The sequence below is a fragment of the Neopoerus faecalis genome, from assembly GCF_029218125.1.
Lineage (GTDB): Bacteria > Bacillota > Clostridia > Oscillospirales > Oscillospiraceae > Oscillibacter > Oscillibacter faecalis_A.
Genome location: NZ_JARFXX010000002.1, coordinates 105,725 through 124,314 on the forward strand (window position 1 = coordinate 105,725; position 18,590 = coordinate 124,314).

16 protein-coding genes and 3 tRNA genes are annotated in these 18,590 nt (G+C 58.6%); 12 read left to right on the forward strand and 7 right to left on the reverse strand.

What is annotated here, in order from left to right; translation table 11 throughout:
* The first annotated feature begins 60 nt into the window (after positions 1 to 60).
* The 4 genes from PY311_RS02815 to PY311_RS02830 are packed head-to-tail and all read left to right on the forward strand — an operon-like array spanning position 61 to position 3,769.
* Complete coding sequence (locus PY311_RS02815) at positions 61 to 900, forward strand: transporter substrate-binding domain-containing protein (protein ID WP_286147166.1); 840 nt, start codon at positions 61 to 63, stop codon at positions 898 to 900.
* 24 nt (positions 901 to 924) lie between these two features.
* Positions 925 to 1,584 carry an amino acid ABC transporter permease gene (locus PY311_RS02820; protein ID WP_286147167.1) on the forward strand — a complete coding sequence of 220 codons (660 nt, stop codon included), beginning with the start codon at positions 925 to 927 and terminating at the stop codon, positions 1,582 to 1,584.
* Between the two features lie 4 nt (positions 1,585 to 1,588).
* Positions 1,589 to 2,311, forward strand: coding sequence for an amino acid ABC transporter ATP-binding protein (locus tag PY311_RS02825; RefSeq protein ID WP_286147423.1), 723 nt, complete (start codon positions 1,589 to 1,591; stop codon positions 2,309 to 2,311).
* Positions 2,312 to 2,332: 21 nt separating this feature from the next.
* Entirely contained in the window at positions 2,333 to 3,769 is a 1,437-nt protein-coding gene (locus PY311_RS02830; protein ID WP_286147168.1) for an amidohydrolase, read from the forward strand.
* An 87-nt stretch (positions 3,770 to 3,856) separates the two neighbouring features.
* Here PY311_RS02830 and PY311_RS02835 read toward each other — a convergent pair whose 3' ends face one another.
* Positions 3,857 to 5,473 (reverse strand): putative manganese-dependent inorganic diphosphatase, encoded by a 1,617-nt coding sequence (locus PY311_RS02835; protein WP_286147169.1) that lies wholly within the window; start codon positions 5,471 to 5,473, stop codon positions 3,857 to 3,859.
* Positions 5,474 to 5,618: 145 nt separating this feature from the next.
* On the reverse strand, positions 5,619 to 6,692 hold the full coding sequence (locus tag PY311_RS02840) for a M24 family metallopeptidase (RefSeq protein WP_286147170.1): 1,074 nt from the start codon (positions 6,690 to 6,692) through the stop codon (positions 5,619 to 5,621).
* Between the two features lie 453 nt (positions 6,693 to 7,145).
* On the opposite strand from PY311_RS02840, the gene PY311_RS02845 reads away from it, so the two are divergent.
* From PY311_RS02845 to PY311_RS02855, 3 genes are all read left to right on the forward strand, one after another.
* The gene (locus PY311_RS02845; RefSeq protein WP_286147171.1) at positions 7,146 to 8,147 is read left to right on the forward strand and encodes an ABC transporter substrate-binding protein; all 1,002 of its coding nucleotides are present in this window, start codon (positions 7,146 to 7,148) and stop codon (positions 8,145 to 8,147) included.
* 91 nt (positions 8,148 to 8,238) lie between these two features.
* Entirely contained in the window at positions 8,239 to 9,228 is a 990-nt protein-coding gene (locus PY311_RS02850) for an ABC transporter permease (protein WP_286147172.1), read from the forward strand.
* Positions 9,221 to 10,015 (forward strand): ABC transporter ATP-binding protein, encoded by a 795-nt coding sequence (locus tag PY311_RS02855; protein WP_286147173.1) that lies wholly within the window; start codon positions 9,221 to 9,223, stop codon positions 10,013 to 10,015. Before PY311_RS02850 ends, PY311_RS02855 begins: the two co-directional genes overlap by 8 nt.
* A gap of 210 nt (positions 10,016 to 10,225) precedes the next feature.
* On the opposite strand, the gene PY311_RS02860 is transcribed toward PY311_RS02855, so the two are convergent.
* Together PY311_RS02860 and PY311_RS02865 are read right to left on the reverse strand one after the other, a co-directional pair.
* Entirely contained in the window at positions 10,226 to 11,056 is an 831-nt protein-coding gene (locus tag PY311_RS02860; protein WP_286147174.1) for a MerR family transcriptional regulator, read from the reverse strand.
* A 3-nt stretch (positions 11,057 to 11,059) separates the two neighbouring features.
* Positions 11,060 to 12,421, reverse strand: coding sequence for an MATE family efflux transporter (locus PY311_RS02865; protein WP_286147175.1), 1,362 nt, complete (start codon positions 12,419 to 12,421; stop codon positions 11,060 to 11,062).
* 311 nt (positions 12,422 to 12,732) lie between these two features.
* Between PY311_RS02865 and PY311_RS02870 the strand changes: the two genes are divergently transcribed.
* Together PY311_RS02870 and PY311_RS02875 are read left to right on the forward strand one after the other, a co-directional pair.
* A complete protein-coding gene (locus PY311_RS02870; RefSeq protein WP_286147176.1) occupies positions 12,733 to 14,337 on the forward strand; it encodes an ABC-F family ATP-binding cassette domain-containing protein in 1,605 nt (534 codons plus the stop codon).
* 255 nt (positions 14,338 to 14,592) lie between these two features.
* A tRNA-Val gene (locus PY311_RS02875) sits at positions 14,593 to 14,669 on the forward strand.
* Positions 14,670 to 15,005: 336 nt separating this feature from the next.
* Here PY311_RS02875 and PY311_RS02880 read toward each other — a convergent pair.
* The 3 genes from PY311_RS02880 to PY311_RS02890 all read right to left on the reverse strand — a co-directional run bounded on the left by PY311_RS02880 (position 15,006) and on the right by PY311_RS02890 (position 16,040).
* A tRNA-Leu gene (locus tag PY311_RS02880) sits at positions 15,006 to 15,093 on the reverse strand.
* A 24-nt stretch (positions 15,094 to 15,117) separates the two neighbouring features.
* Positions 15,118 to 15,203 (reverse strand) — tRNA-Leu (locus PY311_RS02885).
* 120 nt (positions 15,204 to 15,323) lie between these two features.
* Positions 15,324 to 16,040: an NAD-dependent protein deacylase gene (locus tag PY311_RS02890; protein ID WP_286147177.1), complete on the reverse strand. Its 717-nt coding sequence runs from the start codon at positions 16,038 to 16,040 to the stop codon at positions 15,324 to 15,326.
* Positions 16,041 to 16,078: 38 nt separating this feature from the next.
* Here PY311_RS02890 and PY311_RS02895 point away from each other — a divergent pair, with 38 nt between their 5' ends.
* Genes PY311_RS02895 through PY311_RS02905 form a run of 3 tightly spaced genes read left to right on the forward strand, consistent with a single transcriptional unit; the run spans position 16,079 to position 18,565 of the window.
* Positions 16,079 to 16,414: an arsenate reductase family protein gene (locus PY311_RS02895; RefSeq protein ID WP_286147178.1), complete on the forward strand. Its 336-nt coding sequence runs from the start codon at positions 16,079 to 16,081 to the stop codon at positions 16,412 to 16,414.
* 25 nt (positions 16,415 to 16,439) lie between these two features.
* Positions 16,440 to 17,294 (forward strand): YihY/virulence factor BrkB family protein, encoded by an 855-nt coding sequence (locus tag PY311_RS02900; protein WP_286147179.1) that lies wholly within the window; start codon positions 16,440 to 16,442, stop codon positions 17,292 to 17,294.
* Between the two features lie 41 nt (positions 17,295 to 17,335).
* The gene (locus PY311_RS02905) at positions 17,336 to 18,565 is read left to right on the forward strand and encodes an aminopeptidase (RefSeq protein WP_286147180.1); all 1,230 of its coding nucleotides are present in this window, start codon (positions 17,336 to 17,338) and stop codon (positions 18,563 to 18,565) included.
* Positions 18,566 to 18,590 lie beyond the last annotated feature (25 nt).

Here is an 18,590-nt window from a genome sequence, read left to right on the forward strand (position 1 = left end):
ATAAGGAGCAACAGATGAGAGAAGAAACACCCCGAAATCCACTGAAAAGAGGGCACGGATATGAAAAAGGTTTTTACAGTTATTTTGGCGGCGGCTCTGGCGCTGGTCTGCACGGCCTGCGGCGGCAGCAAGAGCGATGCGGGCAAGGACCGCTTGGCGCAGATTAAGGAAAAGGGCTGTATCGAGCTTTGCACGGAGCCGTATTTCGCGCCTTATGAATATGTGGATCCCACTAAGAGCGGGGACGAGCAGTATCAGGGCATGGACATTGAGGTGGCCAAGTACATCGCGGATAAGCTCGGTGTGGAGCTGAAGATCACAGCGCTGGATTTCACCGCTGTACTCTCCGGCATTGCGGACGGCAAATATGATTTTGCCATCTCCGCTATCGCCTATTCCCCCTCCCGCGCGGAGAGCCTGCGGCTGAGTGATGTGTATTACTCCACCAATACGGGCTACGGATTCATTGTCCGCACAGAGGATGTCGGGAAATACACCGATTTGGATTCGCTGAAGGACGCCGTGGTCATCACCCAGAGCGGCTCCGTACAGGAGGCGCTGTATAACGAGTATGGAAACGGCGACTGCAAGGAGTTCAAGCTGGTGGCCAATATGACGGACGGTTATCTGGCAGTGGCTGAGGGCAAGGCGGATGTGTGCATCTGCTCCACGGCTTCCGCACAACTGTATGCCGACGCCAACGGCGGATTGTCCATCCCGGATTACCGCTTTGATGTGGACCCCAACATGAACGGCACCTGCGTGGCCATGCCGCAGGAGGGAACGGAGTCTCTGGCCGAGGTGGTCAATGAGTGCATCGCCGAGCTGAAGGACGCCGGGAGCATTGAGACATGGTACGGTGAGTACCAGACCGCAGCCGCGGAGCTGGGCATCGAATAACTGCCGGAGCAAGGAGGGGGAACCATGGAAAAGGTAGGAAAGCTGCTGGTAAAATATTATCCGGTGTATCTCTCGGGACTTTGGGGGACGCTGTGGATCTCCGCCGTAACGGTGCTGTTCGGCGCACTGCTGGGCGTGCTGGTAGCCCTGATGCGGATGAGCCGATTCAAGCTCCTGCGGGGCATTTCCAAGGCGTATATCGAGGTCCTGCGGGGCACGCCCATTTTGCTCCAGCTCTACTTTTTCTGGATCGGCCTTCCCAAGCTGGTCCCCTTTGAGCTCAGCGATACCCAGTGCATCGTGGCGGCACTGGCGGTGAACGCCTCCGCTTTCATTTCCGAGATCATCCGGGCAGGCATCGGCGCTGTGGACAAGGGCCAGTGGGAGGCCGCCCGCAGCATCGGCCTCTCCGAGTCCCATGTTATGAGCCATGTGATTTTCCCGCAGGCGGTGAAGAACATTCTGCCCGCCCTGTGCAACGAATTTATTTCCACGGTGAAGGGAACATCGCTGGCCTCCGTTTTCTTTGTGGGCGAGCTGATGACCAGCTTCAAAACGGTCCAGTCCGCCACGTTCCTTGCCCTGCAATCCCTGACCATTGTGGGCGTGATTTACTTTGTGCTGAATTTTGTGCTGTCCCGGCTGCTGGGTGTTCTGGAAAGGAGGCTGACCGTCAGTGACTGACGCGATTTTACGGACGGAGAATCTGAAAAAGAGCTTCGGAAAATTAGAGGTCCTCAAGGGTATCACCACAGAAATTCGCCGGGGCGAGGTGGTGTCCATCATCGGCCCCTCCGGCGGCGGAAAGTCCACCTTCCTGCGGTGCCTGAATCTTTTGGAGACCCCGGATTCCGGGCAGGTGCTGTTCAAGGGACAGGATGTGACGGACAAAAAGCTGAACATCGCCAAATACCGTCAGAGCATCGGTATGGTATTCCAGCATTTCAACGTGTTTCCCAACATGACGGTGCTGGAAAACGTGACGCTGGCGCCGGTGCTGGAGAAGAAGGTTCCCAAGGAGCAGGCCAGGGAGGAGGCCATGGCCCTGCTGCGCCGGGTGGGGCTGGGAGATAAGGCGGACGAATATCCCCGGAAACTATCCGGCGGCCAGAAGCAGCGTCTTGCCATTGTCCGGGCCATGGCTATGAAGCCGGAGGTCATGCTGTTTGACGAGCCCACCTCCGCGCTGGACCCGGAGATGGTGAAGGAGGTCCTGAACGTCATCCGGGAGCTGACCCGCAGCGGCATGACCATTCTCATCGTCACCCATGAGATGAGCTTTGCCCGGGAAATCTCCGACCGGGTGCTGTTTATATGCGATGGCGTGATCAAGGAGGAGGGGACACCGGAGCAGATATTCACCTGTCCCCACGAGCCGAGCACCATCAAATTTTTGAGTATGGTGCTCTAAGGGATGAAAGGAGTTGAGGGCATGATTGAAACCGTAAAGGAGCTGGTAGCCGCCAAGGCGGACACCGCCGTTGCCTTGGCAAAGGAGATTTGGGGCTATGCGGAGCTTTCCTATGAGGAAACGAAGTCCGCCGCCGCCCTGATCGCCGCGCTGAAAGCGGAGGGCTTTACCATTGAGGAGGGTATTGCCGGAATCCCAACGGCCTTTACCGCTGCATACAAGTGCGGCAGCGGCAAGCCGGTGGTGGGCTTTTTAGCGGAGTATGACGCGCTGGCGGGCCTGAGCCAGAAGGCCGCCTGCCCGGTGCAGGAGGCGGTGGAGCCCGGCGGAGCCGGTCATGGCTGCGGCCACAATCTGCTGGGGGCCGGGTGCTTTGCCGCCGCTGCGGCGCTGAAGGATTATCTCGTCAGGGAGCATAAGGACGGGATGGTGATTCTCTTTGGCTGTCCTGCCGAGGAGGGCGCCGGTGCCAAGCAGTTCATTGCCCGGGCCGGGTATTTCGATGGGGTGGATTTTGCCTATACGTGGCACCCGGAAAGCGTGAACGAGGTGGGCTCCAAGGGCAGCGTGGCTATCATGGGCGCGAATTTCACTTTTGACGGTGTGGCTGCCCACGCCGGCGCGGAGCCGCATCTGGGCCGCAGCGCGCTGGACGCCGTGGAGTTGATGAACGTGGGCTGCAATTACCTCCGGGAGCATATAATTGACGCGGCCCGCATCCACTATGCCTATTCCGACCCCGGCGGCACGGCCCCCAACGTGGTCCAGAGCCACGCGGTCATCAAGTACGAGGTCCGTGCCCCCAAGGTCTCTCAGGTGCAGGAGTTGTTCACCCGGGTGGTGGACGTGGCCCGGGGCGCGGCGCTGATGACCGGCACGAAGATGCAGTATGAGATCACCATGGCCTTTTCCGACTACATGGCAAACCGCACGCTGGGCGCCGTGGCGGATGCGTGTATGCGGGAGCTGGGCGCGCCGGAGTGGACGGAGGATGATTACCGTCTGGCCTCCGAATTTCTCCACACCTATCCCCGGACAACCATGGTGGGTATCCGGGAAAAGCTGGGGGCGTATTTCGAGCCGGAGGAGCTGGACGCCGCGCTGGAACGGCCGCTGGACAGCGTGATTCATCCTTTTGACCCCAAGGAGACCGGCTATCATTCCGGCTCTACCGATGTGGGCGATGTGGGCTATGCCACGCCCACGGTCATGCTCCACATGGCGGCCTCCTGCCTTGGCAATGTAGGCCACTCCTGGCAGAATACCGCCTTTTCCTGCTCCCCCATCGGCATGAAGGGAATGCTGCGGGCGGCGGAGGCCATGACGCTGGCGGCCATCCGCACCATGGAGCAGCCGGAACTGATCGAGAAGGCCCGGGAGGAGCTGAAACGGAAAAACGGCGGCAGCTATCACTGCCCGCTGCCGGATTACGTCACGCCGCCTATCGGCCGCTATTAAGAAACCAACTCATAAAATGATAAAAGCACCCCCGGCTTCTTGGAAGCCGGGGGTGCTTGGTATATACGAAAAATTGTAAGCCGCCGCTTAGCCCCACAGGGCGGACAGCGCGGGGATGATCTGCTTTTTCCGGCTCATCAGCTTGGGAATGAAGAAGGCGTGCTTTTCCTCGCCGGTGATGCCGAAGGCCTGCCGGATGCTCTCCTCGTCACCGATGTAGAGAAGATAGGAGCCCTCCCGCAGAACGTCTGTGATCATCAGCAGAACGGCGTCCAGCTCGCCTGCTGTCTTTTTTTGCAGCATGGCGTCTAAAAACTCGTCCTTGCGGTTCATTAAAAGGTCGGAATCCATGCACGTGACCTGACTGACCGCCAGATTGTGTCCTGCGATGTGGAACTCCTTATAGTCAGCCGTGAGGATGGACTCGGCGCTCTTGTCCTCGCCGCAGGCGGCGGAGAAGACGGTCCGGCCCAGCTCGTCCAGCGGGACGTTGGCGATGCGGGACATCCGGTTGGCGATGTCAATATCCCGCTGGGTGCAGGTGGGGGACTTGAACATGACCGTGTCGGACACGATGGCAGCGGCGATGAGCCCGGCCATTTTCGCGGTAGGCATCAGTCCCTTTTCCTGATACATACCCGCCACGATGGTAGCGGTGCTGCCAACAGGCTCGTTGCGGACGTAGATGGGGTTGCCGGTCTCAATATCCGCCAGCCGGTGATGGTCAACGATTTCCAGAATGTTGGCCTGCTCCAGACCGGGGACAGACTGAGCCTTTTCGTTGTGGTCCATGAGGATGACCTGCTTGCGCCGGGGACGCAGCAGGTGATACCGGGACAGCGTGCCGACAACGTGCTCGTTCTCATCTAAAATGGGGTAGGCGCGGAAACGGCTTTCCAGAACGGTGTCGCGCACATCGTCGATGTAATCGTCCAGATGGAAGCTCACGAGGTCATGGCTCTTGCAGATGCGCTCGATGGGCAGGGCGTGGCAGACAAGGTGCACAGCCCGGTAGGCATCGTAGGGCGTGGAGATGATGCAGGTGTCGGTGTCCAGCTCCAAAAGCTCCTTGCTGACCTCCGCCTGACAGACGATGACGCAGCTCACCCGCAGCTCCAGCGCCCGCTTGATCATATCCGGCTGGTCGCCGCAGACCACGATGCTGTCCGCCGAGGAGAACAGCAGATTCTCCCGGCCGGCGGGCAGAGCTACTGTTACCTCGCCGGAAATTTCGTCCCGCAGCTCGCCGCCCTCGTTGATGATCTTGCCCTCCAAAACGGACAGCAGATTGAATACCGGCACATTCTTCACACCGGAATTGCGGACAGCCAGCATATCGTAGTTGGCCACATCGCCGGCGGAGAGCATACCGTACAGTGTTCCGTCCTCATTGCACACGGGCATAACGGAAATGTGGTCCGCCTGCATCATCTGCCATGCCCGGCTGATGGTGGCGGCGGGGGAGAGGGTAGGGGGCGTATCGTACACAAGGTCCCGCACCTGTGTGCGGACGTTGTGAATGAGCTCCGGGGGCTGGGCGTCAAACTTCTGCAGCACGGCCTTCGTCTCGTCGCTGATCTGCCCCAGACGGGCGGCGCGGTACTGCCGCTGGCCCAGCGCGTTTTTCAGGGCGGCATAGGCCATGGCGGACACGATCGAATCCGTGTCGGGATTGCGGTGGCCGGTAATATATACGGTATCCATACGGAAACTCCTTTTTAGCTGTATTTTCTCTTAGAATGATACGATGTGCGCGCCCGGTTTGTCAACGTTGCCTTTCACAAAATGGGCTGTGGAAGCAGGCGCTTCCACAGCCCATTTGACGAAAAAGGCGGCCGGAGACGGTGTTTCAGAGAATCATCAGCTCCTTGGGAGCCAACGTAATGTCCTCGCAGCCGGTCTCCGAGAGAATCACAACGTCCTCAATGCGGACACCCAGCTTCCCCGGCAGATAAATGCCCGGCTCCGCGCTGATGACTGCCCCGGCGGGCAGGGGCTGCGCGTTGGCGGGGGAGGCGTTGGGGCTTTCGTGAATCTCCACGCCGACGCCGTGGCCGAAGCTGTGGCCGAAAAATGCGCCGTAGCCGGCGTTTTCGATGACCGTCCGGGCGGCGCCGTCCACCGCCGCGCCGCTGACGCCGGCCCTTGCCGCGGCGATGCCCGCCAGTTGGGCCTGAAGGACCGTATGGTAAACGGTATCCATTTCCTCCGTCACATGACCCACTGCCACGGTGCGGGTCATGTCGGAGCAGTAGCCGCCGTACTTGCAGCCAAAGTCCATGGTGACAAATTCCCCGGCCTGAATGGGCTTATCCCCGGGAACGCCGTGGGGGAGACTGCCGTTGGGGCCGGAGACCACAATGGGGTCAAAGGACTTGTCCTCCGCGCCGTAGTGCAGCATCCGGTAGAGCAGCAGCGCGGCAATCTCCCGCTCCGGCACGCCGGGGCGGATATCGTTCAGCGTTTCCGTCAGTGCCCGCTCGGCAATGCGCTGGGCCTGAATGAGACAGTCCCGCTCCTCGGCATCCTTTACGGCACGGAGCTGCCAGAGAAGCGCCGAGGCGGGAACAAGCTCACCGTGCAGCTTTTCCGTGTAGCGCCTCCAATCCGCCACGGTGACGTACTCGTCCTCGTAGCCTATCCGCTTCAGCCCCTCCGCGTCAATGACCGCGTTGATGAGGGCGGAATAGGGGTGCTGGCGGTTCGCCTCCCGAATCTCGGCGTTTTGCACAGAACGGGCGGCGGCCTCCGTATAGCGGCTGTCCGTAAAGTAGTAGTTATGGCGGCGGGTCACAAGGGCGATACCATCCGTCCCGGAAGAATGGAAGCCGGAGGCGTAAAAGCGGTTGGCCTCGCAGGTGAGCAGCATGGCGTCCAGCCCTTGTGTCTCCAAGCTCTCAGTAATTTTGGCAAAGTGATTCATATATTCGCTTCCTCTTTTCGAAAAAACCATCGGCGCCGATGAGGCGCTCGGCTTTGATACAACAGAAGTCTATCAGAACCGGCAGGCGATGTCAAAAAAATTTCCGCTGTTCTGAAAAAGACGCTTTTTGTCAGAATTTACAGTTGACTTTATCGGTTTAAAGCTGTATGGTAATAACAGCAAACAGCTTTAAAGAGCAGAAGGGAGTTCGCTATGCGTCAGAACAGCTATGCCTATTACTTTACTTACGCACGCTTTTACGCGGGCTTCTTTTATGACGCCGAAAATTTAAAGCTGTCCTGTGAGAAATAGGCTTTTCGTGAAAAACGCGAGGGGGTTCTGTTCCGCGGACAGAACCCCCTCTTTGTTTTACCGCAGTGCTGCCGGTTCCGGCAGCACCCGGGGGAAAAACAGCTTTCATCAGAAAACAAAAAATGTAAGGAGAAGATTACCATGAAAAAGAAACTGCTTGCGCTTGTACTGGCCTGCGCCATGGCGCTGGGCCTTGCCGCCTGCGGCGGCTCCAAGGCGGAGACGCCTGCCGGAAATAACGGTGACGCCGCCAACGGGAATGACGCCGCCAAGACGTATCTGGTGGGTATCTGCCAGTTGGCGCCCCACCCGGCGCTGGACGCCGCCACGCAGGGCTTTAAGGATGCTCTGACGGAGGCGCTGGGCGAGCAGGTCCGGTTTGAGGAGCAGAACGCTGCCGGTGAGTCCAACACCTGCTCCACCATTGTCAACGGTTTTGTCTCCGAGAACGTGGACCTGATTTTGGCCAATGCCACCTCCGCGCTGCAGGCCGCTGCCTCCGCTACCGGCGACATCCCGGTGCTGGGCACCGCCGTTACGGAGTACGGCGTGGCGCTGAATATCCCTGATTTTAACGGCACCGTGGGTACCAATGTCTCCGGTACGTCCGACCTGGCCCCGCTGGACCAGCAGGCTGCCATGATTCCCGAGTGGTGCCCCGATGCCAAGACCGTGGGCCTGCTGTACTGCTCCGCAGAGGCCAACAGCCAGTATCAGGTGGACACGGTACAGGCCGCGCTGGAGGCGCTGGGTCTCACCTGCACCCAGTATCCCTTCTCCGACACGAATGATATGGCGTCCGTGACCCAGACTGCCGCTGACAACAGCGATGTGCTCTATGTCCCCACGGACAACACCATCGCCAACAACACCGGCATTGTGGACAACATCTGCCACGGCAAGATTCCCGTGTTCGCCGGCGAGGAGGGCGTCTGCTCCGGCTGCGGCGTGGCCACCCTCTCCATCAGCTACTATGATCTGGGCGTCACCACTGGCCAGATGGCGGTGAAGATTCTCACCGGCGAGAGCAATGTGGCGGAAATGCCTATCGAGTACGCGCCTCAGTTCACCAAGAAGTACAACCCCGCCGCCTGTGAGGCACTGGGTATCACCGTACCCGAGGGGTATGAGGCCATCGCCTAAAACGCGGCACACACGCAGCGGCGGAGCGCTCTGCTCCGCCGCTCTCCCCACGATTTCGGGCCATCGGCCCAACACACGGAGGAACTGATTTATGACCGGCTTCATCAATGCGCTGCCCGGCGCCGTGTCCCAGGGACTGATTTGGGGCATCATGGCCATCGGCGTGTACATTACCTATAAAATTCTGGATATTGCCGACCTGACGGTGGACGGCTCATTCTGCACCGGCGGCGCGGTGTTCGCCGTGCTGTTCAGCGGCGGCGTGAGCCTGCCGGCGGCACTGCTGGCGGCGGTGCTGGCAGGCATGGCGGCGGGCCTTGTCACGGGGCTGCTCCATACGCTGTGCGGCATCCCGGCCATTTTAGCGGGCATTTTGACCCAACTGAGCCTGTGGTCTATCAACATGGCCATCATGAGCATGAAAGCCAGCGTGGCCATCAGCATTACAAACCCGGAGGTGCTGGAAAAGCTGCTGGTTTCTCTGCGGTTCGTGCAGGACGTTGCCAAGGGGACGCGGCCGTTTTACCGCCATCCCATCTTCGTAGTAGGCCTTTTTACGGTGGTGCTCATCGCGCTGCTGTACTGGTTCTTCGGCACGGAGCTGGGCTGCTCCCTGCGGGCCACCGGCTCCAATGAGCGGATGTCCCGGGCGCAGGGCATCAACACCGATTTCAATAAGGTGCTGGGCCTGATGGTCTCCAACGGCATGGTGGCCCTGTCCGGCGCGCTGCTGGCGCAGTACAACGGCGCCAACGAGATCAATGTGGGCCGGGGGGCCATCGTTATCGGCCTTGCCGCGGTCATCATCGGCGATGTGCTGCTGGGGAAGGTGTTCCGCAATTTCGCGCTGAAGCTGGTCAGCGTGTCCATTGGCGCTATTATTTACTACATCGTCATGCAGGCGGTGCTGGCCATGGGCCTGAACCCCAATTACCTCAAGGCGCTCTCCGCGCTGGTGGTGGCGGTGTTCCTGTCCATTCCCTACTGGAAGGGCAAATATTTCCATGCTTCTGTGAAGGCCGGCGGGGCAGATGTCTCCGCCGAGGCGGAGGCAACGATCGGAGGTGACCGCAATGCTTGAGCTGAAGAATATCTGCAAGACGTTCAATCCCGGCACCATCAATGCCAAGGTGGCCCTGAACCACCTGAACCTGACGCTGAAGGACGGGGATTTCTGCACGGTCATCGGCGGCAACGGCGCGGGCAAGTCCACCATGCTCAATGCGGTGGCGGGCGTCTTCACCGTTGACAGCGGCTCCATTGTCATTGACGGGCAGGATGTGACCCGTCTGCCGGAGCATAAGCGGGCGTCCCTGCTGGGCCGCGTATTTCAGGACCCCATGATGGGAACGGCCCCCACTATGCAGATCGAGGAAAATCTGGCGCTGGCGGCCCGCCGGGGCCAGCGCCGGGGGCTGAAATGGGGCATTACCGCCGTGGAACGGGCGGATTATAAAGAGCTGCTCCGCAGTCTGGATTTGGGACTGGAGGACCGCATGACCGCCAAGGTGGGCCTGCTCTCCGGCGGCCAGCGGCAGGCGCTAACGCTGCTGATGGCGGCGCTGAAGCGGCCGAAGCTGCTGCTTCTGGACGAGCACACCGCCGCTCTGGACCCCAAGACCGCCGCCAAGGTGCTGACGCTCTCCGACCAGATCGTAGAGGAGAACGGCCTGACAACACTGATGATTACCCACAATATGAAGGACGCCATCCAGCACGGCAACCGGCTCATTATGATGGACGCAGGCCGGGTGGTGGTGGACATCTCCGGCGAGGAGAAGAAAAAGCTGACGGTGCCGGACCTGCTGGCGCTGTTCAGCCGGGCCAGCGGCTCCGAGGAAGCCGATGACAAGCTGCTGCTGTCCTGATAAAGAACAGGAGACTGTCGATAAAGTGGTAAATCCTCCGCAACGGTAAGGAAGGGTGTGCGCGGGAAACCCAAGAAGGGTGTCCTGCACCATTGAAATCCTTAGTTTTCAGAACTTTTATGAAGTTCTGAAAACTTGTTTAGCGGGGAGAAAAGACTTTTTCGACACGCTGACAGGGCGGAACGCTTTTTAGCGTTCCGCCCTGTTTTTTTATTGTCCTTCGGTATTTTCTACGGGAATGCTGATCTCCGTCACGAATTTTTCACTGTCCGGGGTCAGACCGTTATCAATGAGGGTGATCTCCCGGGAAAAGCCGGTGATTTTCAGGCTGTGGGCGCGGATATACGCGGTCAGGAACCGGTAGCGCGCCGGGGCGTCCCCGTGACTGCCCCGAAAGCGGAGCCGCACGCACTGGGTCTCCGGCAGTGAGAGGAACGGCCCATCGTAGTGATCCTCCCGGTCCAGCAGAAGGAAGCTGCCATCGTACTGCGAAAATTCCTCCCGGCACAGGTGCTCCTCCGAAATGCACACACCCACCTTGCCGAGAAAGACCAGCGCCTCCGTGTTTGGCCCCTCCAGCCGCCGGATGGAGGCCTCCATGTCCAGAAAGCTGCGGGGCCGCAGCCGGTCCGCCATCCAGACCATGCGGCAGGCGGGGGCACAGATCAGCTCCGCGCTGTCTAACACGGCGGTGCGGGCCTCCCGGAGCTGGTGCAGGCGGTTGTCGATTTTCCGCCGGACGCGCTCCAGCTCCCGCTGCCTTTGCAGCACGGCCTCCCGCTGCCGGGAGAGCTTTTCCTCAATACGCTCCACATCCCGGTCCCGGAGAAAATCGGCGATCTCCTCCAGCGGCATATCCAGTGCCCGGAGGTAGCGGATGGTGTTGAGGACCTCAAACTGCCGGATGCTGTAGGAGCGGTAGCCGGTATTTGGGTCCACCCGCTCCGGCGTCAGCAGGCCCAGCGCCTCATAGTGCCGCAGAGAGCTGACGCTGAGGTGAAAGAGCTTGGCCACATCGCCGATGGAAAAAAGCTGCTCCATGGGCTATTCCCCGACCGCGCACAAGGCGGCTTTGCGGGTGATGATTCGATAGGCAATGACGCAGATGACCGCGGAGAGCAGGGAGCCGCCCGCCGTAGCAAGGCCCATGGGATACAGGGTATCCGCAAAGAACTTGGAGGTCAGATACACGCCGGGAACCCGCACCAGCACGATGGCGATGATATTGTGGAGGAAGGACAGCTCCGAGCGGCCGCAGGCGCAGAAATAGCCGCTGAAGCTGAAGTGGAGTCCGGCAAACAGGCAGTCCCACACATAGCCCCGCAGATATTGTCCGCCCAGACGCACCACGGCGGCACCGTCCGCCGTGGTGCTGTCGGTAAACAGCGATACCACCGGCTCCGCAAAAAGCTGCATGGTCAAAATCACGGCCCCGCCGAAGCAAACGGCAATGAGCAGGGCGTAGCGCAGCGTGGCGCGTGCACGCTCCGGCTTGCCCGCGCCGATATTCTGCGCGCCCAGCGCGGAAACGGTAGAGAGCAGGGAGGAGGGGACGAGGAACAGGAAGCTGATGATTTTCTCCACGATTCCCACAGCCGCCGCGTCATTGAGGCCCCGGCGGTTGACGATGATCGTGATGATGAGGAAGGCTACCTGAATGAGTCCGTCCTGCACGGCAATGGGAACGCCCCGCCGCAGCAGCGTTCCCATTACGGCCCGCTGGGGCCGGAGGTCTGCGGGAGTGACGGAAATTCCGATTTGGTGCCGGCGAATCGCAATCAGCGAGATCACCACGCTGACAGCCTGCGACAGCGTGGTGCCCAGCGCGGCGCCCACCGGCCCCAAATGGAGCGCGCCCATGAAGAAATAGTCCAGAGCGATGTTGGCCCCGCAGGCAATGGCGATGAAGTACATGGGACTTTTGCTGTCTCCCAGCCCCCGGAAGATGGAGCTGATGATGTTGTACGCCGTGATGAAGGGGATGCCGAGGAAGCAGACAGTAAGATACGCCACTGTCCCCTCCACGGCTGCCGCCGGGGTGGACATCACGGCGGTGATGCTCTGCCGCAGCAAAAGCAGCACGGCGGTAAGCACAAGGGAGAGTGCCATGAACAGCGTCACCGTATTGCCGGTATACAGGGCGGCCTGTCGCCGGTCCCCGGCGCCCACGGACTGCCCGATGCTCACCGTGGCACCCATGGCAAGGCCCACCAGCATTACGGTGAGCATGTGCATGACCTGTGAGCCCACGGCCACGGCAGTGGTGCTGGAAACGCCCTCAAACTGGCCGATGATGAACAGGTCCGCCATGCCGTAAAGCGTTTGGAGGAAATAGGAAAGCAGATAGGGCAGCGAGAAGCGAATCACATTTTTCAGGACGCTGCCTTGGGTCAGATCGTTTTTCATGGTGGTGCTCCTTGCCGCGTATCGCGGAATTTCTTTCTATTATAAACTCTATAACAGATATAGAGTCAAGAGGGATTTGTACCAAAACCGGCGAAAACTGCCGCGTTCTCACAAATATCCGTTAAAAATAGCGGCCTGTGCTTGACAAACGGCAAAAAACACAACATAATAGGAGCTGCTTGAGGCGCAAATGGTACGACGGTCGGTTAACCGTCGCTTTTTTATGCGGCCTCCGATGTGAAAACGTCTCCGGGCTTGGCCCGGTGCCATAAATGAGCCGCCCCGGCGGCTCCATAAGGAAAGGAAACAGCATGATTACAGTCAACAATGTCAGCATGAACTTCAGTGGTCAGACACTATTTAAAAATGTGGATTTGAAATTTGTCCCCGGCAACTGCTACGGCATCATCGGTGCCAACGGTGCGGGCAAGTCCACATTCCTCCGCATCCTCTCCGGCGATTTGGAGCCCACCACCGGCGAGGTCATCATCCCCAAGGAGGAGCGGATGTCCATTCTCAAGCAGGACCACTTCCAGTATGACGCCTTTACCGTGCTGGATACGGTGATGATGGGCAACCAGCGGCTCTATGACATCATGAAAGAAAAGGACGCCCTCTATGAGAAGGAGAACTTCACCGATGAGGACGGTGTAAAGGCCAGCGAGTTGGAGGCGGAGTTTGCCGAAATGGGCGGCTGGGAGGCCGAATCCGACGTGTCCCGGCTCATTCAGGGCCTTGGCCTCTCCAACGATATTCTGTACAGCGAAATGTCCAGCCTGACCGCCAAGGAAAAGGTGAAGGTGCTGCTGGCTCAGGCGCTGTTCGGCAAGCCGGACATCATCCTGCTGGACGAGCCCACCAACCATCTGGACATTCAGGCCATCGAGTGGCTGGAGGATTTCCTGATGGATTGCGAGAGCCTGATCCTTGTGGTGAGCCATGACCGTCACTTCCTGAACACCGTCTGCACCAACATCGTGGATGTGGACTACGGACATATCAAGATGTATGTGGGCAACTATGAGTTCTGGTACGAGTCCAGCCAGATGGTCCAGCGGATGATGAAGGACCAGAACCGCAAGAACGAGGAAAAAATCAAGGAGCTGCAGCTCTTTATTCAGCGCTTCTCCGCCAACAAGTCCAAGAGCAAGCAGGCCACGGCCCGCCGTAAGCTGCTGGACAAGCTGACGGTAGAGGAAATGCCCGCCTCCTCCCGGCGGTATCCCTTTGTGGGCTTTACCATGGAGCGGGAGTGCGGCAAGGAGATTCTGGCGGTAGAGGGCCTGAGCAAGACCGTGGATGGCCGCAAGGTGCTGGACAATGTGTCCTTCCGGGTGAACAAGGGCGATAAGATCGCCTTTGTAGGGGAGGACGAGTTGGCCAAGACCACTCTATTTAAGATTATCATGGGCGAGCTGGAGCCAGACGAGGGCACCTATAAGTGGGGCACCACCATCACCACCAGCTACTTCCCGCTGGATAACTCCGCGTTTTTCAATGACTGCGATTTGAATCTGGTGGACTGGCTGGCGCAGTTTACCCCCAAGATTCCCGAGGCCAATACCGAGTCCTTCAAGCGGGCCTTCCTCGGACGGATGCTGTTCTCCGGCGACGATGTGTTCAAGCCGGTGAAGGTGCTCTCTGGCGGCGAGAAGGTGCGGTGTATGCTCTCCCGCATGATGCTCTACGGCTCTAACGTGCTGGTGCTGGATCAGCCCACAAACCACTTGGATCTGGAGTCCATCACCGCTGTGAATAACGGCCTCGTGGACTTCAAGGGCGTGGTGCTTTTTGCCAGCCATGACCATGAGTTTGTCCAGACTATCGCCAACCGCATCATGGTACTGGAGGACGGCAAGCTGACGGACCGTCTGGGGACCTACGAGGATTATATCGCCTCTATGGCACAGGCGTAAGCGTAGCATAAATAAAGAGGGAAGGCCCCGCCTGCCATGCCGGCAGGCGGGGCCTTTGTGCGTGCAGCTTTTGAGACCGCCTTTTGGCAGAGGGACTGCACAGCGGGATTTCTCATGAAATTGGGCGACCGTTTTCCGCGATAAATATGGAGTGCCTCTGCGGCTGAGAGGGAGAAAAACGAAAAAAAGCAAAAAAGAGAAAAAAGGGGGTTGACAAACGGGCATATTTCCGCTATCATATACCTGTTCCGTTTCGGACGGTTAGCTCAGCTGGCTAGAGCACCTGCTTGACGTGCAGGGGGTCACAGGTTCGAGTCCTGTACCGTCCACCAACGCAAAACCTTGAAGCTTCCATAGCTTCAAGGTTTTTTTGTTGCCCTGAAACAACTTTTACCCTTTATCCTATCTTTTATAAATTGAAAACATCTGTAATGAAGCATTCCACAGGCTGTGCACTGACGGAGTGCATACGCTCTATTGTGAATGTGTGGAACAAGTGGATGCAAGGCGCGACTGTGCCGAACAATTCTTAAATATGCAGTCTCTCACGGGTGGTGCGGAGCGCGGAAGTATAGCCTATATATCCCCGTCATGTGTCCACGCTTTAGAGCAAAATCAAATATACAAAAAGGAACAGGGCATCCGATTGGATACCCTGTTCCTTTTTTTGGTGCGCGAGGCGGGACTTGAACCCGCACGTGCGTAATGCACACTAGAACCTGAATCTAGCGAGTCTGCCAATTCCACCACTCGCGCGTATGGCAATCTTTTTGGGAAAGCTGGTGCGGCTGACGGGACTTGAACCCACACGTCGAATCGACACCAGCACCTCAAGCTGGCCTGTCTACCAGTTCCAGCACAGCCGCAAAATAAAACCGCCCTAAAAAGACTGCTTGATTATTATATCCGTTCAAGCCCCCAATGTCAACCATGATTCTGTATTTTTTGAAAAATTTTTCCCGGCCCAAAATGGGCCGGGAAAGGGGTCAAAGCTGATCAAGGACCTCTCCGATGGGGTCGGTGATGACAAGGTCCGCAGTCAGGTCCCGGGCCACCGCTGACTTGTTGATGAGCACCAGATGCTCTCCCCGGAAATAGTTGATAAGCCCCGCCGCAGGCCACACGTTCAGGGATGTTCCGCCGATGATGAGCATATCCGCCGCGGCGATGGCCTGCACGGCCCCGTCCATCACCTGCTCGTTCAGCGCTTCCTCATAGAGCACCACATCCGGCTTGATGATGCCGCCGCAGGCGCACCGGGGAACGCCGGTGGTATGCAGAATGTGGTCGAGACTGTAAAATTTGCCGCAGCGCTCGCAGTGGTTGCGGTGCACGCTGCCGTGAAGCTCATAGACGTTTCGGCTGCCCGCCGCCTGATGGAGCCCGTCGATATTCTGCGTTACCACGGCCAGCAGCCGCCCCTCTTGCTCCCACTGGGCCAGCTTTTTGTGGGCGGCGTTTGGCTTGGCCTCCGGGCAGAGCATTTTGGCCCGGTAAAAACGGAAAAATTCTTCGGGATTGCTTTTATAGAACGTATGGCTTAAAATAGTCTCCGGGGGATAGCTCCACTCCTGATGGTACAGCCCGCCGGTGCTGCGGAAATCCGGGATGCCGGACTCTGTGGAAACGCCGGCTCCGCCGAAAAAGACGATTTTATGGGCCGCATCGGTCCATTCCTTCAATGTTTTGACTGCATCCGTCATAAAGAGCTCCTCCAATTTGATAGAATAGGGAAATGGCTATGAATATTCAGATCTTTGGCTCCTCCAAGTCCTTTGACACGAAAAAGGCCGAGCGGTGGTTCAAGGAGCGCCGCATCAAATACCAATATATCGACCTTCTCTCAAAGGGATTATCCCCCCGGGAGTACAACTCCGTCAAGCAGAAAGTTGGCTTTGACGCGCTGGTGAACACAAAATGCCGGGCCTATGAGGAGCTTTATATGCCCTATATCACCCCGGAGGCCCGGGAGGAAAAGCTGCTGATGTACCCGGAGTTGTTCAATGCCCCTATCGTCCGCAATGGAAAGGACGCCACCGTGGGCTACTGCCCGGACATCTGGGCGAAGTGGGAGTAAAATTTTCTCAGAGGGAGACACTGCTATGTGGGGCGATACCCTGCCGAAAAACCGATTTCTGCGCTTCTGGGTGCTGCTGGCACACCGCTATCTCAAGCATAACGTGGCTACCCAGAGCGCGGCGCTGGCGTTTTATCTGCTGTTTATGATCTTCCCGTTCCTTATTTTCATCAGCGCTCTGCTGGGCCTGCTGAATCTGAACGTTGCGGGCATTGTGTCCGTCCTTGCGGATTTTCTGCCGGAGGTCGTGCTGGAGCTGACGGAGCTGTACCTGACCTATGTGCGGGAAAACCCAAGCCCGCAGCTCATGGTATTCGGTCTGGTATTTTCCGTGTACTTCCCCATGCGGGCCACCAACTCTCTTATGGGCGCCGTGCGGACAGCCTATCATCTCGGGCCGCCCCGGGGAGCCGTGAGCCAGTGGCTCCGGGTGCTGCTTTACACGGTGACGCTCATTGCCGCCATTGCCCTGACGCTGACGCTGATGACCTTCGGGGAGCGGGCGCTGTGGTACGCCGTAAATCATTTCCATCTGCCGGAGTGGATGGCGGCACTGTGGGTGCACCTGCGGTTCCCGGCGGCGGGAGCCGTGAGCTTTTTCGCACTGCTGCTGTTGTACGCGTTGGCGCAGGATACGCTCCAGCCCATGCGGAACATCTGGCCGGGGACGCTCTTTTCCCTTGCGGCATGGATGGTTGTAAGCGGTCTTTATTCTTATTACGCCAATCATTTTTCACACTACTCTCTTTTATATGGCTCCATCGGCGCTATCATTGTGGTGCTGATTTGGCTGAACCTCACCGCCGTGACGCTGATTTTAGGGGCGGAGGTCAACGGCGTGCTCATCAGTATGCGTAAGGACCGCCTGACGGAGCAGTGAAGTAAAATCGTTCGCAGAAAATGCGGGAAAGGATACCAAGCATGGAAGAAAAGCTGTTTGAATACGCAAAGCTGGTCATGGAGGTGGGCCTGAACGTCCAGAAGGGCCAGACCGTCATTATTTCAAGCCCGGTGGAATGCGCCCATTTTGCCCGCCTGTGCGCCGACGCCGCCTACAACTGCGGCTGCCGGGAGGTGGTCATGAACTGGAGCGACGATCATCTCACCCGGCAGAAATACCTCCGGGCCGACAGTGCGGTGTTTGACGAGGTGCTGGCGTGGCGGGAGGAATATTTCACCCACTATGCCGAGCTGGGCGCGGCCTATCTGGCCATTGCCGCCTCGGACCCGGAGACGCTGAAGGGCGTGGACCCGGACCGGCTGGTACGGGCACAGAAGTCCGGCTCCGTTATGCGAAAGGTCTTTGACCGGCTGCAGATGAGCAACGGCTTCCCGTGGTGCATCGCCTCCGTCCCCATTCCCTCATGGGCCAGGACCGTGTTCCCGGATCTGCCGGAGGACGAGGCCATGGAGCGGCTGTGGGAGGCCATTTTCAAAACGGTCCGCATTCAGGGGGATGGCTCCGCCGTGTACGCCTGGCGCCGCCATCTGGAAACGCTGGCCCGCCGCAAGGACCTGCTGAACCGCTATCACTTCAAGTATCTGCACTATACCAACAGCCTCGGCACCGACCTGACCATCCAGCTCCCGGAAGACCACCTGTGGGCGGCGGGCAACTCCGTGATGAAAAACGGCGTGGAGTTTGTAGCCAATATGCCTACGGAGGAAATTTTCACCGCGCCGCTGAAAACCGGCATCAACGGCGTGGTCTACGCCGCCATGCCGCTGGTGAATGACGGAAACATCATCGACAAATTCCACTTTGTCATCCGGGACGGAAAAATCGTGGAGGCCCACGCCGAAAAGGGCGAGGAATTTTTAAAGGCCGCCATCAGTGTGGACGAGGGGGCCAGCTACTTCGGCGAGGTAGCGCTGGTGCCCTATGACAGTCCCATTTCCAACCAGAAGATTCTGTTTTACAATACCCTGTTTGATGAAAATGCCTCCTGCCATCTGGCCTTCGGCGAGGCGTATCCCGAGTGCATTGAGGGCGGCGAGTCCATGACCCGGGAGGAGGTGCAGGCCCACGGCCTGAACTACTCCATGACCCATGTGGATTTCATGGTGGGCACTGCCGACCTCTCCATTGTCGGCACTACTCATGACGGGCGTGAGGTGCCGGTGTTCGTCAACGGAAATTTTGCCATCTAATCTGGTGGCAGTCAATCGAAAGGAA